The 21,871-nt window shown below is 65.5% G+C and carries 12 protein-coding genes; 5 read left to right on the forward strand and 7 right to left on the reverse strand.

Features of this window, described 5'->3' with window-relative positions; all coding sequences use genetic code 11:
* The first annotated feature begins 51 nt into the window (after positions 1-51).
* Positions 52-933 (forward strand): AraC family transcriptional regulator, encoded by an 882-nt coding sequence (locus V3H18_RS03925; RefSeq protein ID WP_332080602.1) that lies wholly within the window; start codon positions 52-54, stop codon positions 931-933.
* A gap of 27 nt (positions 934-960) precedes the next feature.
* Here the strand turns inward: V3H18_RS03925 and V3H18_RS03930 are convergent, their stop codons facing one another.
* The 3 genes from V3H18_RS03930 to rpoZ all read right to left on the reverse strand — a co-directional run bounded on the left by V3H18_RS03930 (position 961) and on the right by rpoZ (position 4,387).
* On the reverse strand, positions 961-1,401 hold the full coding sequence (locus V3H18_RS03930; protein ID WP_332080603.1) for a hypothetical protein: 441 nt from the start codon (positions 1,399-1,401) through the stop codon (positions 961-963).
* A gap of 139 nt (positions 1,402-1,540) precedes the next feature.
* Positions 1,541-3,748, reverse strand: coding sequence for a RelA/SpoT family protein (locus V3H18_RS03935; RefSeq protein WP_332080604.1), 2,208 nt, complete (start codon positions 3,746-3,748; stop codon positions 1,541-1,543).
* A 249-nt stretch (positions 3,749-3,997) separates the two neighbouring features.
* Positions 3,998-4,387, reverse strand: a complete 390-nt coding sequence (gene rpoZ / locus V3H18_RS03940; protein WP_332080605.1) for a DNA-directed RNA polymerase subunit omega — start codon at positions 4,385-4,387, stop codon at positions 3,998-4,000.
* 414 nt (positions 4,388-4,801) lie between these two features.
* Here rpoZ and V3H18_RS03945 point away from each other — a divergent pair, with 414 nt between their 5' ends.
* Positions 4,802-5,407 carry a LabA-like NYN domain-containing protein gene (locus V3H18_RS03945; protein WP_332080606.1) on the forward strand — a complete coding sequence of 202 codons (606 nt, stop codon included), beginning with the start codon at positions 4,802-4,804 and terminating at the stop codon, positions 5,405-5,407.
* Positions 5,408-5,552: 145 nt separating this feature from the next.
* On the opposite strand, the gene smpB is transcribed toward V3H18_RS03945, so the two are convergent.
* The gene (smpB, locus tag V3H18_RS03950; protein WP_332080608.1) at positions 5,553-6,029 is read right to left on the reverse strand and encodes an SsrA-binding protein SmpB; all 477 of its coding nucleotides are present in this window, start codon (positions 6,027-6,029) and stop codon (positions 5,553-5,555) included.
* Between the two features lie 70 nt (positions 6,030-6,099).
* Entirely contained in the window at positions 6,100-6,993 is an 894-nt protein-coding gene (gene dapA / locus V3H18_RS03955) for a 4-hydroxy-tetrahydrodipicolinate synthase (RefSeq protein WP_332080609.1), read from the reverse strand.
* Positions 6,994-7,195: 202 nt separating this feature from the next.
* Here dapA and V3H18_RS03960 point away from each other — a divergent pair, with 202 nt between their 5' ends.
* Complete coding sequence (locus V3H18_RS03960; RefSeq protein WP_332080610.1) at positions 7,196-9,448, forward strand: lytic transglycosylase domain-containing protein; 2,253 nt, start codon at positions 7,196-7,198, stop codon at positions 9,446-9,448.
* 24 nt (positions 9,449-9,472) lie between these two features.
* On the opposite strand, the gene V3H18_RS03965 is transcribed toward V3H18_RS03960, so the two are convergent.
* Positions 9,473-9,862 (reverse strand): SH3 domain-containing protein, encoded by a 390-nt coding sequence (locus V3H18_RS03965; protein WP_332080611.1) that lies wholly within the window; start codon positions 9,860-9,862, stop codon positions 9,473-9,475.
* A gap of 138 nt (positions 9,863-10,000) precedes the next feature.
* On the reverse strand, positions 10,001-10,579 hold the full coding sequence (locus V3H18_RS03970; protein ID WP_332080612.1) for an SH3 domain-containing protein: 579 nt from the start codon (positions 10,577-10,579) through the stop codon (positions 10,001-10,003).
* Between the two features lie 203 nt (positions 10,580-10,782).
* Between V3H18_RS03970 and V3H18_RS03975 the strand changes: the two genes are divergently transcribed.
* The gene (locus V3H18_RS03975; protein ID WP_332080613.1) at positions 10,783-15,924 is read left to right on the forward strand and encodes a hypothetical protein; all 5,142 of its coding nucleotides are present in this window, start codon (positions 10,783-10,785) and stop codon (positions 15,922-15,924) included.
* A complete protein-coding gene (locus V3H18_RS03980) occupies positions 15,921-21,770 on the forward strand; it encodes an alpha-2-macroglobulin family protein (RefSeq protein ID WP_456299373.1) in 5,850 nt (1,949 codons plus the stop codon). Before V3H18_RS03975 ends, V3H18_RS03980 begins: the two co-directional genes overlap by 4 nt.
* Positions 21,771-21,871: the final 101 nt, after the last annotated feature.

Below are 21,871 nucleotides of genomic sequence, written 5' to 3' on the forward strand. Positions count from 1 at the left end.
ATGAGCAATTTCAGTCAGGAAGTCGGTCCTCTCGCTCGATACGATGCAAAAATGGAGAACAGGACAGGACGAAAGCGACCCGACTATGCGCGACGCATCAACCGCGTCCTGGATTACATCGACAAGCATCTCGACGAAGAGCTGACCGTCGACGCGCTGAGCGATGTGGCGAATTTTTCGAAATTCCATTTCCATCGGCAATTTTCCCAACACTGCGGGATTAGCCTCTCACGCTATATTCAATTCATGCGGCTCAAGAGAGCCTCTTACCGGCTCGCGTTCAATCCGACCGCGCCGATTATCGACATCGCCATGGATTCAGGATTCGAAAATCCAGAATCCTTTTCTCGCGCCTTCAAAGCCGCCTTTGGCCAGACGCCCAGCGGGTTCCGCAAAACCCCCGACTGGTCGTCATGGAGCGAGCGATGTCGCATGAGCCTTCCATCCAGTGAAAGGACCGAAGAAATGGACGTAAAGATTGTCGTTGTCGAACCAGCGCTGGTCGCGGCGCTCGAACATCGCGGCGCGCCGGCGCTGCTCAACGAGTCAGTGCAGCGCTTTATCGCCTGGCGAAAGTCGTCCCGGCTTTCTCCGGTCAGCCAATGCGAGACTTACGGCGTGCCTTATAACGATCCGAATGCGACGCCGCCGGAGGAGTTTCGCTTCGACATTTGCGGATCAACGCCGGCGCCGGTTCCCGCCAATGACCATGGCGTCGTGACAAAGACGATCCCCGGCGGCCGTTGCGCCATGACGATCCACGCCGGTTCTCGCGACCGGATCGACGAAAGCGTCTATGCGCTCTATCGCGACTGGCTGCCGGACTCAGGAGAGGAACTGCGGGATTTCCCGGTCTATTTCCACTATTTGAACCTCGATCACGACACGCCCGAACATCGCCATTTGACCGAGATCTATCTGCCGCTCAAATAGGATCGGCTAGCGGGCCGCCGCGCGGGTTCATTTCTGTGACGCTTTTAGACTGCGAAACCGATCATGCGCCGCATCTTCGAGAGCAGAGATAATCTTCGCGTATTTCGCCGCGGCGTCCGCGAGCTGCATAACATTCTTGCCCTGCACGTCTAGCGAAAGCGCGGACAGGGTCGACCTGGCGATAATAAGGTCGTCGAGCGCGCGATTGTTGCGGTATTCGATCTCATAAGTGGTCTGCGCCGCCGCGCAGGGATGCATATTGGACGCGTCCAACGAATTGCTCTGACATTCGGCGAGATAATGAGTAAACGCGCGAAGCTCTGCTTCCGGCATCTGCCCGATGTCGGCGAGCGCGTTGCGTAAAACTTTGTCGCTATAAAATATTGTCTGCGGGTCGGACTTAGAAGGCTCTGCGGCGACCGCTATGGCTCCAAAAAGCACAGTGATCGTTGCGACGACGCAGCGCATAGTATGCCCCTCGATTTATTCCAATCGCTTCAATGGTCATGTCCGCAGCTTGAACACAGGAATAAGACTCTGGCAATGGGGGTCCGAATGGGCGTTCAACAGCGTCCCTCGGCCTTGCCCCCGCCGAGAATGGCCGCTCTCACCCAATCATCCGCTCGACCTTGCTCACCAGCGGGCTCGCGCGCAAACGGCCGATGATGTCGGTCAGATGTTTGAGGTCGACGACTTCGAGATCGAAGGTCATTTCGCGAAAATCCGGCGAATGCGCCTTGAAGCTGATGTTGTCGATATTGGCGCCGGTCTCGCCGATGACCGTCGCGAGCGCGCCGAGGGAACCCGGCTCATTGAGCGCGGTGACGACGAGGCGGGCGGGAAAGAGCGCGGAGGAGCCCGCCTCGATATCCCAGCGCACGTCGAGCCAGCGCTCGGGCTGGTCGTCGAAGGCGGTGAGCGAGGGCGACTGGATCGGATAGATGGTGATGCCTTCGCCGGGCGTGAAGATGCCGACGATGCGGTCGCCGGGCACGGCGCCCCCTTCTGCGGCGAAACGCACCGGCGCGTCGCCCTGCAGGCCGCGGATCGGAATGGCGCCCGCGCCCTTCTCGGCGTCCGGCGCCTTGAAGACCACATTGGCGTTGGTCTTGACGCCGAACCAGCCCGGCTCGCCGGGACCGATCGCCCGCGGCGCGGCGACGCGCTCCTCGCTGAAATCGGGATAGACGGCCTTGACGACGTCGCCCGAATAAATCTCGCCGCGTCCGACCGCCGCGAGCGCGTCCTCGACCGAGGGGCGCGCCAGCCGCTTCAAGGCCGCCTTCAACTTGTCCTCGCTCAGCGGGCGTCCGGCGCGCTCGAAGGCGCGCTCGACGATCTGGCGGCCGAGCCCGGCGTATTGCTGGCGCACCGCCTCGCGCGTCGCGCGGCGGATGGCGGCGCGCGCCTTGCCGGTCGCGACCGCGGCCTCCCAGGCGGCGGGGGGAATATGGCCGATGGCGCGGATGATCTCGACCTCGTCGCCATTCTGCAATTGCGACAAGACCGGCGCGACGCGCCCGTTGATCTTGGCGCCGACCGCGGAGTCGCCGAGCTTGGTATGCACCGCATAGGCGAAATCGATCGGCGTCGCGCCGCGCGGCAGCGCGATCAGCGCGCCTTTGGGCGTGAAGCAGAACACCTGATCCTGAAAGAGTTCGAGCCTTGTGTGCTCCAGGAACTCCTCGGGACTGTCGCCATGGGCGAGCAGGTCGAGCGTCTCCTGCAGCCAGCGGAAGGCGCGGCTTTCCTTCGCCAGCTCCTCGCGCCCCTGCATGTCGATCGCATCCTTATAAAGGGCGTGGGCGGCGATGCCGAAGCGCGCGATCTCATGCATTTCGGCGGTGCGGATCTGCAATTCGACGCGCTGATGGCCGGGGCCGATCACCGTCGTATGGATCGAGCGATAGTCGTTTTGCTTGGGCGTCGAGATGTAATCCTTAAAGCGGCCGGGAACATTCGGCCACTTCGTATGAATGATTCCCAGCGCGCGATAGCAGTCATCGACCGTGGCGACGATAATGCGAAAGCCGAAGATGTCGGAGAGCTGCTCGAAGGAGATGGATTTGCGCTCCATCTTGCGCCAGACGGAATAAGGCGACTTCTGCCGTCCGGTCACGGCCGCGGTAATGCCGCGCGCCGAAAACTCCTTGGTCAGTTCGTCCTCGATGCGCTTGATGATGCGGCCGTTCTTGGCGCGCAGATCATGCAGGCGCTGCTCGATCGTCTGATGCGCCTCGGGCATCAGATGGCGGAAGGCGAGTCCCTCGAGCTCCTCGCGCAGGCGCTGCATGCCCATGCGGCCGGCGAGCGGCGCGTAAATATCGAGCGTCTCCTGGGCGATGCGGGCGCGCTTCTCCGCCGGCACGTAATGCAGCGTGCGCATATTGTGCAGCCGGTCGGCGAGCTTGACGAGCAGCACCCGCACGTCCTCGGCGACGGCGAGCAGAAGCTTGCGGAAATTCTCGCCCTGGCGCGCCTGTTTGGTGACGAGATCGAGCTTTTCGATCTTGGTCAGACCCTCGACGAGCTTGCCGATCTGCTCGCCGAAGAGACGGTCGATCTCCTCGCGGGTGGCGTTGGTGTCTTCGAGCGTGTCATGCAGGACCGCGGCGACGATGGTCGCGTCGTCGAGCTTGAGATCGGTGAGGATCGCCGCCACTTCGAGCGGATGCGAGAAATAAGGATCGCCCGAGGCGCGGGTCTGCGCGCCATGCGCCTTCATCGCGTAAACATAGGCGCGATTGAGCAAATCTTCGTCGACGCGCGGATTATACTTGCGCACGCGTTCGACCAATTCATACTGACGCATCATGCGCTTGGCGCCACGGATAGGTTGATGCGCCGGCGCGCCGCGCTCCCCGCGCAAGACGTATGGGCGAGAGGCGACGGACGGCGCCGGAGCCGCCGATAGAGTTCGGGAAGAATAGCGCAGCCCGGCCGCGGGCTCCAACTGGAGAGGAAACGCGGCGCGATTTCTATCGCGCCGCGGGTTCCGAGCGGCGCGCGCTAACGGCCGGCAAGGCGTTTGGCCAAAACTCGGCCGAACGAAAAATTTGGCGGCCTATTCGGCGTCGTCTTCGACTTCGGCGGGCGGCACCAGGCCCTCGAGTCCGCGCAGCAGATCTTCCTCGGTCATGCGGTCGAACTGTCCCTCGCCCTCGACGAAATCGCCGGCGGCCGCGGGCGTCAGAGCAGGCGCGGCCTCGGTCTCGGGCTCGTCGACCTCGACATGACGCTGCAGCGAATGGATGAAGTCCTCGGACAGATCCTCGGGCGCGAGCGCGGACTCGGCGATCTCGCGCAGGGCGACGACCGGGTTCTTATCGCGGTCGCGATCGACGAGAATCGGTTGGCCCGAAGAAATGTTGCGCGCCCGATGCGCAGCCAGAAGCACTAGATCAAAACGATTCTCAATTTTGTCGATGCAATCTTCGACGGTGACGCGCGCCATCTGCGGCCTAGCTCCTATCGGGATGGGAAGCTGCGCTGATACGCCAATTACGAGAATAAGGCAAGAATCTCTTGGCTCTAGACGAGACCGCGCGGTTCCGCGCAACAAATATTAAGAAGTTTTAATGTGATTTTCCATAAATCCTGAAATGAATTGTTCGCAAAAATGCGCCGTTCCTCTTGACGGTGCCGCACCGAAGGGCGATGTATCGCGGTAGACGCGCGGCGGCGCTTTTTTGAGAACTGCCGCCGGAGTCTCCAGCGGAAGTGGCGAGAATGGCGGCGATCCTTACGGCTGCGCGCGTCCTACGCCGGAGCAGTGAATTTGAGAGATCGAAGCGAACGCCGACCTCGGGTTGACGGCGTTGAGCGAAACCGTCGCGCATAAACCCCTTGACCCGACCGTGAGACTGAAATGGCTGATATCGAACGAATTGCGTTATTCATTGACGGCGCGAATCTTTACGCGACCGCGAAATCCTTGGGATTCGATATCGACTATAAGCGCCTGCTCCGCGAGTTTCAGAGCAAGGGTCGGCTGATCCGCGCTTTTTATTACACCGCCCTTATCGAAGACCAGGAATATTCGTCCATCCGGCCGTTGATCGACTGGCTTGACTACAATGGATACGCTGTCGTCACCAAGCCGACGAAGGAGTTCGTCGACTCGCTCGGCCGCCGAAAGGTCAAAGGCAATATGGACATAGAACTCGCCGTCGACGCGATGGAGATGGCCGAGCATGTCGATCATATGGTGCTGTTCTCGGGCGACGGCGACTTCCGCTCGCTGGTCGAGGCCGTGCAGCGCAAGGGCGTTCGCGTGTCGGTGATCTCGACCATCACCACCCAGCCGCCGATGATCGCCGACGAATTGCGCCGCCAGGCCGATGAATTCATCGATCTCATCCATCTCGTCGGCAAAATCGGCCGCGATCCTGGCGAGCGCGCCGAGCGGATGCAGCGCTATCAGGAGCGTCGCCCCGCCCCGCAAGCCGCCAACGCCGAAGACGAAGGCGAGTAAGCTTAAGTCTAGAATAGACGGCGGCAATATAGAAATAGTCATCGCCCAACCGGCGCGTCGCAATCAACGGCGCGCCGTTTGTCGTTTAAGAGCTAGCGCGGTTTCGGAAAGAGGCTTGCGTTATGGACTTTTGACTTCGGGTGCTTTAGCCGCGCTCGCGCAGCAAGCGCCCCTTTTCGCGGCCCCAGTCGCGCTTCTTTTCGGTTTCCCGCTTGTCATGCAGTTTCTTGCCACGGCCGAGCGCGATCTGCAGCTTGGCGCGGCCCTTCGCGTTGAAATAGAGCTTCAGGGGCACGATGGTCATGCCCTCGCGCTCCACAGCCTGAGCGAGCTTGGCGAGCTCGCGCGATTTCAAAAGGAGCTTGCGCGGACGTTTGGGCGCATGGTTGAAGCGGTTGCCGGCGAGATATTCGGGAATATTGGCGTTGACGAGCCAGGCCTCGCCGCTGCGGTCGACATGGGCGTAGCTTTCGGCGATCGTCGCCTTGCCGGAGCGCAGCGATTTGACCTCGGTCCCCGTCAGCGCCAGCCCGGCTTCGAAAGTCTCGCCGATTTCATAGTTGTAGCGCGCCTTGCGGTTGTCGGCGACGACCTTGGAATTCGGCTCCTGCTTTGCGGCCACGAACTATCCCCGAAGCGTTCTTGCGCGAAACAAAATCGCTCCGCGGGAAAAACGCCTCTTCTATATGAATTTAAGCAGTCAACACGCCCGCGTGAACCATGGCGGCCCGGATGCGGTCCTTCGTCGGCTGCGTGCCTGGCACGAGCGGGAGCCGCACCTCCTCTTCGACCTTGCCGAGGAGCGACAGGCCATATTTCGCGCCGGTGACGCCAGCTTCGAGAAAGGTCGCGACGTGGAGCGGCGTGAGCCTGTCCTGAATCTCGAGCGCCTTGGCGAAGTCCCCGGCAAGGCAAGCGTTCTGCAGATCGGCGCAGAGTCTTGGCGCGATATTGGCGACGACCGAGATGCAGCCATGCGCGCCCGCCGCCATGCAGGCGAGCGCGGTGAGGTCGTCGCCGGAAAGCTGAATGAAATCAGGCCCCATCGCCTCGCGCTGCAGCGAGATGCGGCCGATCTGGCCGGTCGCGTCCTTGACGCCGACGATATTCTTCAATTCGGACAGGCGCTTCATCGTCTCGACGCTCATGTCGACCACCGAGCGCGGCGGAATATTATAGATGACGATGGGGATCGAGACCGCGTCGTTGATCGCCTTGAAATGCAGATAAAGCCCTTCCTGATTGGGCTTATTATAATAGGGCGTGACGATCAGCAGCCCGTCGGCGCCGGCCCGCTCCGCATGGCCGGCGAGGGCGATCGCCTCGCGCGTATTGTTGGAGCCCGCGCCGGCGATGACCGGCACGCGCCCGCGCGCCGCGCGAATCGTCTCGGTAATGACCCGTCCGTGCTCCTCATGGCTGAGCGTCGGGCTTTCGCCGGTGGTGCCGACCGGCACCAGCCCATGCGTCCCATTTTCGATTTGCCAATCGATCAGCGCCCGCAAAGCGTCAAAGTCGACTTCTCCATTTTTAAACGGCGTGACGAGGGCCGTCACGGACCCGTGAAAAATCGGCTTTCTGCTCATAGAATCAAAGCTTTCCCCACGCCTCACAGCCGCCGCAATCGCGCCGCTATGATGGAAGCGCCCTACATAGCTGCTGGGCGGCGGCGAGGAAAGCCCCATGCTTGTGCGGCGCAAGTTTCAAGGGCGCGCCATGCGATTGACCCTTCGTAAACCAAATGAGAGCAGACTTTTTACGGCTTTAGGGACACGCGCTCCAATGATCATGCCTCCACGCGTTGCCGCGCGCTTCAAGCTGACGATCGGCCTTGCGGCCTTCGCGATCGCCGTTCCCGCTTTCACCGGCCTCGACCGCCTCGGCGACGGCGAGGCGAAGCGCAAGGCGGAATCGCGCTGGGCGCGCGCCATTCCTTTCAGCCTTCACGCCTGGCGCGCTCGCGTCGGCACGGCCCAGGAAGCCCTGCGCGACTTCGTCGAACGCGCGCCGGCGGACGGCGAGGCCGCCCACCCGGTAGACAATCCGCTCTTTAGCGCCGAGGACGGCGCGCTGTCGCCGCTCGCTTCTTACGCCCCCGCGGAAAGCTGGCTCAAGGGCCAAGGCCTTCTCGCCAGCCCCGCCGAGGCGCTGCTCGGCGAGGACGCTGAAGCCTTCGCGCAAGCCGTCGCCGCCTATCGGGGCGGCGATTTCGCCTCTGGCGACGACGTCGCGGCGCGGCTGCAATCGACGCGGGCGGCCGCCGCCGCGCGCTGGGCGGCCCTGCGTCTTCATCCGCGCGAAGCCGGCTTCAAGCGTCTCGCCGCCTTTCTCGACGACCACCCCAACTGGCCGGCCGCCGACTGGCTGCGCCGGCGCGCCGAAGAGGCGCTCGTCGCCGAGCGCCATCCCGACAGGACGGTGCGGGCGTGGTTTTCCGAAACCAAGCCGCTTACCGGCTACGGCAAATATGCGCTCGCCCGCATCCTCGCCCGCGAGGGCGATTTCGAGAATGCGGCGGCGCTCGCCCGCGAGGCTTGGCGGGAAGAGGAGCTCGGACCGGCGTTCGACCAGACCTTCTATAAGGAGCTCGGCGAGCTTCTGACGCCCGCCGATCACAAATATCGCGCCGACCGGCTGCTCTATTTCGGCAAGAATACGCTCGCTTTGCGCGCAGCGGCCTGGGCCGGCAAGGATGTGACGGCGCTCGCCCGCGCCCGTATCCTCGGCGGCGACAAGCTGATCGGCGCCCTGCCCGCTTCCTTGCAAAACGACCCCGGCCTGCTCTACGGACGCATTCGCAAGCTGCGCGACGCCAAGAAATTCGTCGAGGCCGGCGCGCTGTTGCGCAGGACGCCGAGCGATCCCCGGCAGGTCGTCGCCGGCGACCTCTGGTGGGAGGAGCGGCGCATCGTCGCCCGCAAGCTGCTCGACCAGGGCGACGCCCAGACCGCATATATTCTTTGCGCCGAGCACGCCGCCGTAAAAACCAGCAATAAGGTCGACGCCGAGTTCAACGCCGGCTGGATCGCCCTGCGCTTCCTCTCCGACCCCGCGAAGGCGGAGCGCCATTTCCAGCGCATCGCCGATATCGCGGAGACGCCGCTGCAAAAGTCGCGCGCGCATTATTGGCTGGGGCGCGCGGTCGAGGCCGCGCGCACGAGCGACGACGACGTCAGGGCGCGCAATTTCTATCTGCAGGCGGCGACACATTCGACGACCTTCTACGGCCAGCTCGCCAATGCGCGGCTCGGCGCCGAGGATCGCCCGCTGCGTCCGGCGCCCGCGCCCGCCCAGGGAGAGAACCGGGACGAAGCCATCCGCATCGCGGAGCTTCTCTTCGCCGTCGGAGAAAAGGACATCGCCGCGCCGCTCGCGCTCGACGGCGCGAAATATCTGCAAGACCCGACGCAGGTCGCCGCGCTCGGCGCGGTCATTGCGCGCCAGGGCGACGCCAAGCTCTCCCTCGTCTATGGCAAGGCCGCATCCTATCGCGGGATCGCGCTCGACGATCTCGCCTTTCCGACGTATGGCGTGCCGCAATTCGACGTCCTGCCGGGCTCGGCGCCGCGCTCCATCGTCTTCGCCATCGCGCGGCAGGAGAGCGCCTTCGACGCGAAAGCGGTTTCTTCCGCCGGCGCCATGGGGCTGATGCAGATGATCGCCTCGACGGCCCGCCACACCGCCTATATGCGCGGAGTGAGCTTCGATCTTTCGCGCATGCTGAGCGATCCGCCGTTCAACGCCCAGCTGGGCGCGGCGCATCTCGGCATTCTGCTCGGCGAATATAGAGGCGCTTATCTCCTCACCTTCGCCGCTTACAACGCCGGCGGCGGCCGCGTGAAGCAGTGGATCGACGCCTATGGCGATCCGCGCAAGGCCAATGTCGATCCGATCGACTGGGTCGAACGCATTCCCATCACCGAGACGCGCAACTACGTGCAGCGGGTGATGGAGAATTTCGTCGTCTATCGCGCGAAATTCGCCGACACGCAGACGCGCGCGCCGCAGATGGATCTCGCTCGCGCCGGCGACAGCCTGTGATGTGACGCGCTCACGGTTTCCGGGTCAGCACGGGTAGGTGCGATGATAGCCAAGCAGCGCGCCGAGCGGCTCGCTGTGGCGCGCCTCCGTCAGACCGCCGTAAAAATAATGGTTGGAGCCGGAATAGGGATAAAAGAAATCGCAGCCCGAGGTCAGGGTCGGCTGCGCCGAAACGGTCATGAGATCCACTGTCGCGACGAAAAAGCGGCGGCCGTCATCCATGGCGATGCGTGTCCAGCGCGGATCGTCGCGCAAAATCCTGATCCATTCGCCCACCGCGGCCGCGCCGATCGGCTCGTAATGACGCTCCGGTCCCGCATGCAGCGTGACGGGATAGGCGAGCTGAAGCTTCATCGCCGAGGCGGCGCCCGACATCGCCGCAGCGAACATCAAGATCAAAATAAAGAGACGCATATCCCGCTTCCCCTATGAGCCCCTGCGCCCATGCGCGTGCGTTGGCGCACGACGACGCTTTGCCTGACAATCTATCTTGCGGCCATGTCCGCTCCAACGCCAATCTTGATCGCCCCGCGCCGAGGGAGAGCGCTTCGCCTATCGCGCCCGCCTGACCGCGCGACGCGCGGAGTCGCCGGCGAGGCCGCAAACCGCCCATTTCGGCGAATCGGGCGGAAGATAGCTTGCGCGCCCCCAATTGACCCGGTTGGTCCAGGGCGTGCGCCGAAAGCCCGCAAAATAGGGGTCGCCCACGTAATTGCCGCCAAAGCCGATCCCGCGCCCCCGCAAACCGAAGCGCGCGCCGCCAGGAAAATAAGGGCTCGTCAGGGGATCTATCTCCCGCCTCAGCGTCTGGCTCTCCGCCTCCTGCTCCCACACGCCCGGAGGCGGATCGGGCCGCGCGCCGGAATTGCTGATAAGATGGCGCGTCGCCACATAGCCCGACTCGCCGTCATAGGAAATGAAGCTCCATTTCTTGCCGAGGCGCACAAGTTCGACCGGCGCGGGCGCGGGAATCGTTCCGACGAGATAGGCGTTGTAGGTCGTGCTGTCGAAGAGAAAAGCGTCCTGATAGACGCAGGCCGGACGCGCCATAGCCGCCGGCGCCGCCGCGAGGACGAGACACAATGTCAGCGCCCCGGTCGTCGGATGAATGGGATGTTTCATATGTCTCATATCAGACCTCCCCCGACCGGAATTAGGCGCTTGCGCCGCCTTTTCCATATCAATTTTATCGGATTTTCATGCGGCTGCGGAGAGGAACTAGGAAAGGTTCCGGGAAAATCCGCCCGCGCCGTCGTGGCGGCGCAACAAATGACGCTATCCTTTTCCCCAATGCGGCGCGGCGTTACGGACCCGCCGCGCGTTCCGGAGGTCGCATGAAGTCCCGGCCCCTCGCCTTACTCGCGGCGGCTTGCGCCTTGGCGTTCGCGCCGCCGCCCGCCCTTCGCGCCGCGGCGGAATCGGCGAAGAGCGCAGCGGCCGCGAAACCCGGGCAAGGCCAGTTCTCGCCCCCATCGCTTCCGGCGGACCGCGATGGCGCGAGTCTCATCGCCATTCCGGCGCCCGGCCGCTATTCGATCCGGGCGCAAAGCCCCTCGGGCGCGCGCATCGAACTCGTGGACATGATCGCCGGCCCGCTCGATTCGAGCGGCGCGCCGGGCCTGCGCGACGGCCGCATCGACGCGCTGCTCGATAAGGGCGTCTATAAGCTGCGCGTCTCTGGCGCCAAGGGCGCAAGCGGCAAGACGACGCTTTCCGCGCAGGCTTTCGTCGAAGCCGACCCGACACGGCCGACGCTCGCGCCGGGGCGCATTGAAAGCGGCGAACTCGGCGATCTTCAACAGCGCTCCTATGCCTTCGAGGTCGGCGCCGAAGGCCGCGTCAGTCTTGAGGCGATCGGCCGCGCGCTCAGCGATCTGCGCGTCTGGCGCAATGACGGCGAGCTCGTCGAGCTTTCCTTCGAGCAGGAGACCGTCGAAACCAAGCCCGGCCGCGCCATGAGCAGGCTGCGCCTCGAAGGCGCGCTGGAGCCGGGGCGCTATATCGTCACCGCCTATGGCGGCGAGAAGCTCGTCTGGGCGCAGGGGGGAAACGCGCAGCCCTTCATGTTGCGGCTCAACGAACCGGAGACGCTCGCGGCGGGCGTCGCGGAAGGCGTGATCGGCCCCTTCGGCGCTGCGCGCTACGACGCGCCGGCGAGCTATGACGCCTTCCGTCTCGACCTCGCGCAGCAGACGCCGGCGCGGCTTGAGGCGCGGCGCGGCGATCAGCGCGCCGTCGAGACGATCTCCAAGGCGAGCCGCGCGCCCGTGGCGACGCTGCGGCTTTCCTCGGACGGCAAGACCGACGCCCGCGTCGAAATCTCCGGCTATGAGGGAGAGAAGTTCACGCTGCGCGGCCTTCGCCAGTCGAACCGCGAGACCTTCGAAGGATCGGGACCCTATCTCGTCGGCGTCGATCTCGCCGGCGATGGCGGCGACGACGCGCCGGCGACGGCGCTTTTCGCGCGCATCGAAAAGGACGGCGCGACGCGCGTCATCGCCTCCGACGCGCCGCGCATCGGCGCCGGAAAAGCCTGGCGCGGCAAGTTCAATCTCTTCGGCCCCGTCTCGATCTTGTTCGAGGCGACGCGCGACGGCCCCGTCGCGATCGACGCCAAGGGGGTGAAGGTCGAGGCCACGATCGAACCGGCGCTCGGCGCGCTCGCGCCGCGCGCGGACGGGAAGAATCCCGGGCGCTATGATCTGCAGGCGGGCTATTATTTTCTCAATCTGGAGCCCAAGGGCGACGCCGGCGGCGTCATCGACGTGACGCTCGGGCCGCCCGGCCTCGCCGCGCCCGCGCCAACCCCCGCGCCGTCGCGCAGCACCATCTCCTTTGGCGCGCAGACACTTCAAAGCGACAGCTCCTATCTTATACTCGCCAATGTCGCGCCGAGCCTGCTCACTGGCCCGCGCGTCGTCGCGCTCCCCGCCGAACTGGGCAAGGCGCCGCTGGCGCTGTGGCAGGAGGCGGGCAAGGAGATCGCCTTGCCGGCGCGTCTTCCCAAGACAGGCAAAGTGATTGCGCGCGACTCCAAGGGCGCCGACATCAAGCTCACGCTCGCCGACGAACGCGAGGAGAACGAACAGCGTCTCGTCACGATCAAGGTCGCGCCCTCTGACAAGCCGCGCGCGCTCGGCCTCATCTTCCTTCCGGGCGCCGAGCCGAAAAAGCCGGATGAGCCAGGCAAGCCGACGCAAAGTCCGCTTGCCGCTTCCGCCGCGCGTCCGGCCTTTTTCGATCTCGCGCGCGACGAAACCAAGAGGCTACGCTTCGACGTGGCGGAGGGCGGCCTCTATCGCATCGAGACATTGGGGCGGTTGAAGACGGCGCTGCGCATCGGCGCCAATGTCTCGCCGCGTCTTGGCGAAGGCGAAGCGAACGGGCCCGGCGACAATGCGCTGGTGACGGGTTTTCTGCGCGCGGGCGCCTATCGCGCGGCCGTCACCGCGAAGGAGTCCGCCGGCCATCTCGGCCTCGCGATTTCGCCGGCGTCGCTCGCGCCCACAGTGAAGCTCGCCGACTCCGGAATCGCGCGCGCGACGCTCGCGCCCGGCAAGGGCGCCATCGTTCCGATCGAGATTACGCGCGAGGGTGACTATCGCCTCGACCTTCTCGGCCTCAAGCAGCAATGGCGCGCGCGGTTAGAAGACGCTGACGGCTGGCCGCTCGCGGCGCCCGGCGAATTGCGGCGCATGACGCGGCGATTCGAGAAAGGCCAATATAGGCTCGTCGTTCTGCCGAGGGATGTCGACGCGCGCATGGTCGCGCGGCTGACGCCGATCGTCCCAGAGCCGAGGCTCGAAGGCCATGGGCCGCATACGCTGCCCTTCGGCAAGACGCAAAAGCTGCAATGGCGCGAGCCACAGGCGCGCGACGCGCCGCGCGCGCCAGACGTCTGGCGCTTTTCGCTTTACGGCGACGCCGAGATCGACCTCTCGATCGGCGACGGTATGGTCGGCGAGATTTTCAAAGGCGAGAATGAAAGCGTCGGCAAGGTCGCGCCCGACAGGCCGTTCAAATCGAAGCTTGCGGCCGGCGACTATCGTCTCGAAGCGCGAAGCCTCGCCCATGACGACCGTCTCGACTATGAGGTGACGCTCGATTCGACAGAGCTGCAACCCGACGCCTCGCGCAATGTCGATCTCCCCGCGCGCGTCGATTTCTCGCTCGCGAAAGATGGCGTCGTCGATCTTGCAAGCTTCGGCGATCAGGAGACGATCGGCGTATTGAAGGACGCCAAGGGCGATGTGATCGAACGTCTGCAGCCGCGCGCCGACGATTGGAACGTCGCGCTCTCGCGCCGCCTGCCCGCCGGAAATTATCGCCTCGAACTCGAGGAGCTTGGCGCCGATCCGAACGCCAATCGGCAGGAGGAAGAGGCGAGCCGGGAGGAGAGCGCCAATTCGGAAGAGGAAGGCGCAAGCGACGCGCCAGAAGAAGCCTCGAACGAAGAAGAGGGCGCGGAAGAGGAAGCGCCCGAAACCGGCGTCGAGCTACGCCTGTCTCTGCTCGCCGAAAAGGACGATGGCGCGCTCGCCTTCGGAGGCGAGACGCGGCTGACGGGCGCGGGCGCGCATCTTCTTGCGCTGCCGCCTGCCCCGGCGGGAAGCCTCGCCCTCGTCGCGGCGCGCGCAGACGCCGACGCGGCGCTCTCGATCGAAAAGCGCGAATCCGACGGAACATGGCGCGCCATCGGCGTCGAGCGCGGCCGCGCGCCCCTCGCCGCCTGGCCGGCCGCGGCCGAAGAATATCGCGTCGTCGCCTGGCCGATCGGCGCAGGCGACGCGCCTATGACGCTCATCGCGCGCGCGGTCGAGCGACGCGCCCGCAGGCTCGGCGAGATCGCCCTCGACCCCGTCGACGGCGTCGCGGGAGTCTGCGCCGCCAAAGTCGCGACGCCGGACGCCGCGCTCGTAACGCTTGCATCGCAAGAGGAGATCGCCGCCGGCTCGACGCCGGGACATCTGCTGCGCGCGGCGCGCTCAGGCCCGCTCGCGCCGCAAGCCCAGGATATGTGGCTCGTCGCGCGCGGCGACTGCAGGGCGGGCGTCGGCGTCGCCTCCTTCGACTGGAAGGGCGAAGAGATTTCGCTCGACATCGGCGAAGGCGAACGCGCGCATCTTGCGCCGCTCGCGCCGGCGGCCGGCAAGACAAGGGCTTGGCTCGCGCGTTCGGCTTTCGCGCAGCCCGCGCTCGACGGCGGAAGCGGGATGGGCGTTTCGCCCGGCGCGGCGCTGGCGCTTGCGGGCGAAAAGCCGCTCGCGCTGTGGAACGCGGAAGGAAGCGCGCCGATGCGCGTCGCGGTGAGCGCGATCGATCTCGAAACGCGCCCGGCGATGAAAGGCGGCGCCCTGTTTAGCGGCGTCATTCCGCCGATGAGCGCGCAGCCCGTCGATATGGACGAAGCGGCCGGCCCGCTCGCGCTCGATCTCGCCGGCGGCCTCGCCGCCTTCGCGGGACCCCGCGCGGCCTTTGGCGACGGCGCCGCGACCTCGCGCGTCTTGCATGGCGCGGCGTCGCGCGCGCTGCTCGTCAATCTTACGCAGACGCCGCTTCCCGCGCGCATCGCCCGCGAAGCCGGCGAGAGCAAAAAGCTCGACGGAAGCCACGCCTTCACCCGCTTCTTCCCCGCCGCCGGACAAATCTCGATCCCGCTTGAGGCCCAGAACAATGATCGGCTGATCGTCAGCGGCGCGCGGGCGACGGTCGTCTCCAACAGCGGCCGAGTCGCGCGCGGCAAAGACATCGCGCTCGACAGCGCGGGCGAAGCCGTCATCGAGCATGGGCCCGGCCTCGTCGCCTTCTGGATCGAACGCGCGGGCGCGACGCCCTGGCCGGCGCCCGCCGCGCGCGCGCTCGATTTGCCGCAGCGCGTGACGCTCGATGGCGCGGCCGCGCGGTTCGCGCTCAAAAGCGACAGGCCCGCGCTTCTCAAAGCGACGAGCGCCGCGCCGGCGATCGTCAGCTTCACGCAAAACGGCAGGCGCGAGACACGCGCTTTCGCCAATGGCGTCGATCTCAGCCGCTACATGGCGCCGGGCGACGCGACGCTCGATATTTACGCGCCTTATGACGGCCAGCTCTCCGGCGTTCTCGACGTCTCGGCGCAGCCGGCGATCGAGGCGCATGAAGGCGTCAACGAGGCGGTCGCGATTTCGCCCGGCGCGAGCGCGCTCTTTACCTTTGAGGTGAAGGAAGCGCGCGACATCGGCATTGGCGTGCGCGCCGAGCCCGATCGCGTAAGCGCGCTGCTCCTCGACGCGGAAGGCAAGACGCTTGGCGAAGGGGTCGCGCAGACGATGAAACTCCAGCCCGGCCGCTACTTCATCGAAGCGCGCACGCCGGCGGATTCGACCGCGACCACGATCCGCGCCGCGATCGTCGGGCTGTCGCCGCCCGCCGCGGCGCCGCCGGCGGACGTCGTCGCGGAACTGCTCGACAAGGCCGGTTTGAAGAAAAGCAAGACGAGATGATTTTGAAAGGCGCGGCCATGAAAAAAGTTCTGCTCCTCGCTCTTTGCGCATTCGTTAGCGTCGCGCAGCCGCTTCGCGCGGAGACGCCGCCCGTCTTCGATCAGGCGCAACGCGCCGACGGCGCGCGCGTCGCGCCCGACAGATTTTTGCGCGCCTATGATCCGGTGACGATTTTCTTCGCCTCGGACGCGGGCCCCAAGAATGGCGGGCCGGAGGATTCGCCGCAGAAATATGCGACACTGACGCCGCAGCCCGCCGGCGAATGGCGCTGGCTTGGCCCGCGCGCTCTGCAGTTTCGCCCCGCCGAAGCCTGGAAGCCGCTGTCGCGCGTGAATGTGAAGCTCGGCGGCGCGGAGACGCGGCTTATCGCGCTTCTGCCGACGCCGCGCTCGACGCGCCCCGCGGATGGCGCCGAGCCGGAGCTCGAACTGACGCAAATCGCGCTCGTCTTTTCCGAACCTGTCGATGTCGCGGCGCTCACGCGGCTCATGACGATCGAATTGCGTCCTTCGCCCGGCGTCTCTCCGCAGGGCGGGCAGATTCTCAGCCCCTCGGCCTATGAGATACGCGCGCTGGAGCGCGGCGAACGCGCCGACGAGCAGACTTACGTCATCCGCTTCCGCGAAAAGATCGGAGACGGCCGCGTCGCGATCCTGCGGCTGCGTCTTTCCGATGAGCCTGGCCTCGACGACGAGACCTACGAATTGCGGCTGCGCACCGCGCCGCCCTTCGCCGCGACGGAAGCGAGCTGCGGACGCGGCTGGAACGACGATCCCCTCGACGGCGCGCTGCGTTGCGCCTCCTATCTCATGGAGCCGGCGGCTGAGAGCGGCGAAGAGGAAGGCGGCGACGCCGCTTCGACCTATTCGCCGACGGCCAAAAGGCGGCTCTCGCTCTCCTTCAACGCGGCGCCGGAGACGCTCGATATTTTGCGCGCGCGCGAAGCGCTGCGGATTACGCCGCCGGTCGACGATCTCAGCGTCGAAGCCGAGGGCAAGCGCCTGCGCATCGCCGCGAAATTCCTGTCGGACCGCGTCTATGAGCTCTCTATCGCCGCCGGCGCGCTGAAGGATGCGCAGGGACGCCCGCTCGCGAGCGCTTTCACGCAGCGTTTCGCCTTCACGCGCGACGCGCCGGCGCTGCAATGGGACGCGGGCTACGGCGTCGCCGAGCGCTTCGGTCCGCAGCTTCTGCCGGCGCGCGGACGCGGCTATGACCGCGCCGACATTCGCGTTCATGCGATCGACCCGCTGTCGCGCGATTTCTTCCCCTTCCCGGCGCATGGAGTCGAGACGAATGACTCCGATGCGCCGCCGCTCTCAGGCAATGAGCCGAAACATTGGGACGAAAGCGCCAATATCGAAGCGGAAGCCATCAAGGAACGCATCAAATTTCTCGGCTCGCCCGCCGTGTCGCGGCTTGTCGATCTGCCGATCCGCCGTGACGGCGCCGACGCCAAATTCGGAATCGATCTGAAAGAAGATTTCGCCCGCATCGGAGGCCGCGGCCAGCCCGGAACCTATCTCGTCGGCCTGCGCGCGGTCGATGGGGACAAGCGGCGCTGGCTGCGCGTGCAAGTCACCGATCTCACGCTCTCGGCGATCGAAGAGCCGACGCGCGTGCGCTTCGCGGTCACCTCGCTTTCGACGGCGCAGCCGGTGAGCGGCGCGCAGATTCGCGTCGAGGGCGTCAAGGACGAAAAATTCGTCACGCTCGTCAGCGGCGTGACGGATTCGTCGGGCTTCTTCTCCTGGACGCCGGACAAGCGCGGGGGCGGCGAAGCGCGCCGCATCGTCGCGAGCAAGGGCCTCGATACGCTCGTCATCGACCCCGACAGCGCGCCTTCGGAATATTCGCGAGAAATATGGTCGAAGCCAGAATCCGAATGGCTCGCTTGGACAAGCGAAGCCGATCAGCCACGCGCGGAAAAGCCGCGCACGCTCTGCCATCTTTTCTCCGAGCGCCCGATCTATCGGCCGGAAGAGAGCGCGCATATCAAGGGCTTCGTGCGCAGCTATCGCGGCGGCGCGTTGAGTCTAACAAAGACGGGCGGCACGCTCGTCGTCTCGGGCCCCGGCAATCAGGAATGGCGCATTCCCACGAAGCTCGACGCGAGCGGCGGCTTCTATCATAAATTCGACGCGCAGACGCAGGCGACTGGCGATTATTTCGTGAAATTCGAGCCGGACGCGCCGAAAAAATCCAAGAAGCCCGACGCGCCGAAGGACGAGGCCGAAGAGGCCGGGGAAGAAGGCGAAGGCGCCGAGGCGGCGCAGGACGTTTCCTGCGGGCAGTTCTCCTTCAAGAAGGAGGCTTACCGCCTGCCGACGTTCGAGGTCGTGCTCAATGCGCCGCAGACCGTCGCGCTCGACGGAACTTTCGACGTCGATCTTCTCGCGCGTTATTTCGCCGGCGGGCTCGCGGCGGAGCGCCCGGTCAAATGGCGCGCGGCGCAATTTCCGCATGTGTTCCAGCCGCCGGGGCGCGAAGGCTTTCTCTTCTCGACCGACGCGCGTTTTTCCGGCGACGGCAAGTTCAAATCCACCGCCGTGCTGGAGCGCGACCAGCGCACCGACGCCGGCGGCGCCGCGCGCATGACCTTCGACACGACGATCGAGCCGACGGCGCAGCCGCGCCGCTACTCCATCGAAGCGACGGTGACGGGCGACGACGGCATAGAGGTGCGCAATGTGCAGAATGTCATCGCGCTGCCGCCTTTCGTGCTCGGCGTAAAGACGCCGCGCTACGTCGAGCGTCCCGGCGCGGTGACGCCGGAGCTCATCGCCATCGACGGCAAGGGCGAGACCGTGGTCGGGCTTGAGATGACGCTGCGGCTCATCCGGCGGAACTGGATTTCGACGCTGCAGGCGAGCGATTTCGCGCAAGGCGCGGCGAAATATGTGACGCAGGCGCATGACGAGACGCTCATCGAGCGCAAGGTGGCGAGCGCCAAGGAGGCGCAGAAGATCGAATTGGAGACCCGCGAAGCCGGCGTCTATATCGTGCAATTGGAAGCTTATGACAGGCTGAAGCGCCGTCAGCAGGTGAGCGTCGATTTCTTCGTCGGCGGCGACACGCCCGTCACCTTCGCGCGCCCGCCCGCCGAATCCGCGACGATCACGACCGACAAGGACAAATACGCGCCCGGCGAAACGGCGACGCTCATCATCCAGTCGCCGTTTCAGAACGCGCGCGCGCTCGCCATCGTCGAACAGCCGAACGGCGTCTACGACTATAATTTCGTCGACATCGCCAATGGCTTCGGGCGCTATGCGCTGCCCGTCAGAAAGGAGCAGACGCCCAAGCTCGCCGTGCATTTCCTCATCATGCGCGGGCGTCTGAAAGACGCGCCGCCGCAGCCCACCGCGACATTCGATCAGGGCAAGCCCGTCACCATCGCCGCGACGAAATGGATCGAGGTCACGCCGGTCAAGAATATCGTCAATGTGAAGATCGAACATCCCGCCAAAGCGCGCCCCGCTCAGGAGATCGAAGTGGCTCTGCGGCTTTCCGACGACACGGGACGCCCGCTCTCGGGCGAAGCGACCTTCTGGATGGTCGATCAGGCGGTGCTGTCGCTGGCGAAAGAGCGTCCGCTCGATCCGCTTCCCGATTTCATCGTCGAGCGCCCGACGCAAATGGCGGCGCGCGACACGCGTAACATGGCTTTCGGCGTCATCCCGCTCGAAGAGATCGCCGGCGGCGACGGCGATGAGCTGCAGGAATGGGGCGCTGAAAATAATATTTCCGTGCGCAAGAATTTCACGCCCGTGCCGATCTATCTGCCGAGCGTGAAGATCGGCGCCGACGGGGTCGCGAAGATCAAGGTGCGGCTCCCGGACACGCTGACCGTCTTCAAGCTTCGCGCCAAGGCGGTGAGCGGACCGGATCGCTTCGGCGCGGCGGGCGGTGAAATGCTGATCCGCCAGGAGCTCGTCGCGCAGCCGGCCCTGCCGCGCTTCATCAGGCCGGGCGACGCTTTCGACATCGGCCTCGTCGCCCGCGTCGTCGAGGGCCCGGGCGGCGCCGGCAAGGCGTCGATCGCCGCGCCGGCGCTGACGCTCTCGGGCGACGCGACCCGCAAGATTGAGTGGACGCAAAACAGGCCTGTGCGCGTCGATCTGCGCGCGCAGGCGCCCGCCGAACTCGCGGGTGACGCGACGCTCTCCTTCCGCATCGACCGCGACGCCGACCGCGCGAAAGACGCCGTCGAGGTCGCGCTGCCGGTGAAGGAAGATCGCGAAGCGACGCGGCGTTTCGAACTCATCGAGATCGCGCCGGGCGAGACAAAGACGCTCGCCGCATCGGGCGAAAAGGCGCGGCCAGGGAGTTTTTCGCGCGAGACGATCATCGCCGCCGATCCCTCGCTCGTGAAGCTCGTCGCCGGCCTCAACGCCCTTGTCGAATATCCCTACGGCTGCACGGAGCAGCGGCTGTCGCTCGCGCGCGGCGGGCTGGCGCTAAAGGGCTTCGCGCCGATTCTCGCGGCCGCGGGACTCGAGGACCGCGTCTCCGCCAATGTGAAGTCGACGGCGCAGATCATCGATCAGTCCATCGACTCCGACGGGCTCGTCGCCTTCTGGCCGCGCTCGCGCGGCACGGTCTCGCTCACCGCCTGGGCCTATGATTTCCTGGCGCGGGCCGAGCGGGCGGGCGAGCCGATCGACAAGAGCCTCGCGGATCGTCTCGCCAATATTCTTAAATTGTCGCTGCGCTCCGACTATCCGCGCCTTTTATCCGGCGAGGAGATGCGCGAACGCGTCGAGGCGCTTGCGGCGCTCGCCGAAGGCGGAAAGCTCGATGAATCTTACGTCGCCGAATTCGCGCGCCAGGCGGATTTCCTGCCGAACGCAAGCGTCGCGCAAATGGCCTCGGCCGCCGTGCGCCTCCCCAATGTCGATCAGCGCGCTCTTGCTTCGCTCATCGACGCCATGTGGAGCCGCGTGAAATTCGCCAGCCGCAACGGCGTTCAGGTCTATGCCGGACAGGCTGCGGAAAGCGCGTCGCCGATCATCCTGCCGTCGGAAACGCGCAGCCTCGCCGAGATGGTGCGCGCGGCGGCGCTCGCGGCCTCCGGCGATCCGCGCGCCAATGTTCTGCGCGCGGCGCTGTTGCGGCTTGGCGAAGGCGACGGCTGGGGAACGACCAACGCCGACGCGGCGGCGATCGAGGCGCTCGCCGAAGGCTGGCGCCGGCCCGTCGCGCCGATCGCCATAACGCTCAACGATGGCGAGAAACATGCGCTGACGATTGACGCCAATAATCCTGTCGCGCGCCATGTGACGCAAAGCGATGGCGCGCTGACGATCGCCAACGCTTCCAATGCGCCGCTCGTCGCGATGGTCGAGACGCGCTACATGCCCGCCGAGCCGGGCGCCAAGGCGCAGCCGTCGAGCGACGGCTTCGCGATCACGCGGCAGAGCTGGCGCGTCGAGAGCGGGAAGGCGCCGGAGAAGATCGAGTTGAGCGACGGCGCCTTGCGGGTGAAGCAGGGCGACGTGATCGAAGAGACGGCGGAGATCGTCAATCCGGAGGATCGCACGCATATCGCGATCTCGATCCCGCTCGCCGCCGGCTTCGAGCCCCTCAATCCCAATATCGCCACGGCGCCCGCCGAAGCGCAGCCTTCGAGCGCGCCGACGCTTCAGCCCACATGGGTCTCCTATGGCGACGACCGCGTATTCTACGCCTATGACTCGCTGCCGAAGGGGACCTATCGCTTCGCTTTTCGCCTACGCGCGCAAACGGCGGGCGCCTATACGCAGCCGCCGGCGCTTGTCGAGGCGATGTATAAGAAGGGCCTGCGCGCGACGAGCGCGGGCACGCGCGTGGAGATCGGGAAGTGAATAATGCCCTGATCTAGAGAATTGTGCGCAAACCCTCTCCCTTTGGGAGAGGGTGGCCCGGCGAAGCCGGGTCGGGTGAGGGGAAAAAATCTTTGTAGGTT

The sequence above is a fragment of the Methylocystis borbori genome (genome assembly GCF_036576025.1).
In the GTDB taxonomy this organism is placed as follows: Bacteria; Pseudomonadota; Alphaproteobacteria; order Rhizobiales; family Beijerinckiaceae; genus Methylocystis; species Methylocystis borbori.

Coding starts and splice junctions, on each gene's coding strand:
- V3H18_RS03930 (WP_332080603.1), bottom strand. CDS start 1,401: ATGCGCTGCGTCGTCGCAACGATCACTGTGCTTTTTGGAGCCATAGCG.
- V3H18_RS03935 (WP_332080604.1), bottom strand. CDS start 3,748: ATGATGCGTCAGTATGAATTGGTCGAACGCGTGCGCAAGTATAATCCG.
- V3H18_RS03980 (WP_456299373.1), top strand. CDS start 15,921: ATGATTTTGAAAGGCGCGGCCATGAAAAAAGTTCTGCTCCTCGCTCTT.
- V3H18_RS03965 (WP_332080611.1), bottom strand. CDS start 9,862: ATGCGTCTCTTTATTTTGATCTTGATGTTCGCTGCGGCGATGTCGGGC.
- V3H18_RS03925 (WP_332080602.1), top strand. CDS start 52: ATGGAGAACAGGACAGGACGAAAGCGACCCGACTATGCGCGACGCATC.
- V3H18_RS03970 (WP_332080612.1), bottom strand. CDS start 10,579: ATGAGACATATGAAACATCCCATTCATCCGACGACCGGGGCGCTGACA.
- V3H18_RS03975 (WP_332080613.1), top strand. CDS start 10,783: ATGAAGTCCCGGCCCCTCGCCTTACTCGCGGCGGCTTGCGCCTTGGCG.
- V3H18_RS03960 (WP_332080610.1), top strand. CDS start 7,196: ATGCCTCCACGCGTTGCCGCGCGCTTCAAGCTGACGATCGGCCTTGCG.
- V3H18_RS03945 (WP_332080606.1), top strand. CDS start 4,802: ATGGCTGATATCGAACGAATTGCGTTATTCATTGACGGCGCGAATCTT.
- dapA (WP_332080609.1), bottom strand. CDS start 6,993: ATGAGCAGAAAGCCGATTTTTCACGGGTCCGTGACGGCCCTCGTCACG.
- rpoZ (WP_332080605.1), bottom strand. CDS start 4,387: ATGGCGCGCGTCACCGTCGAAGATTGCATCGACAAAATTGAGAATCGT.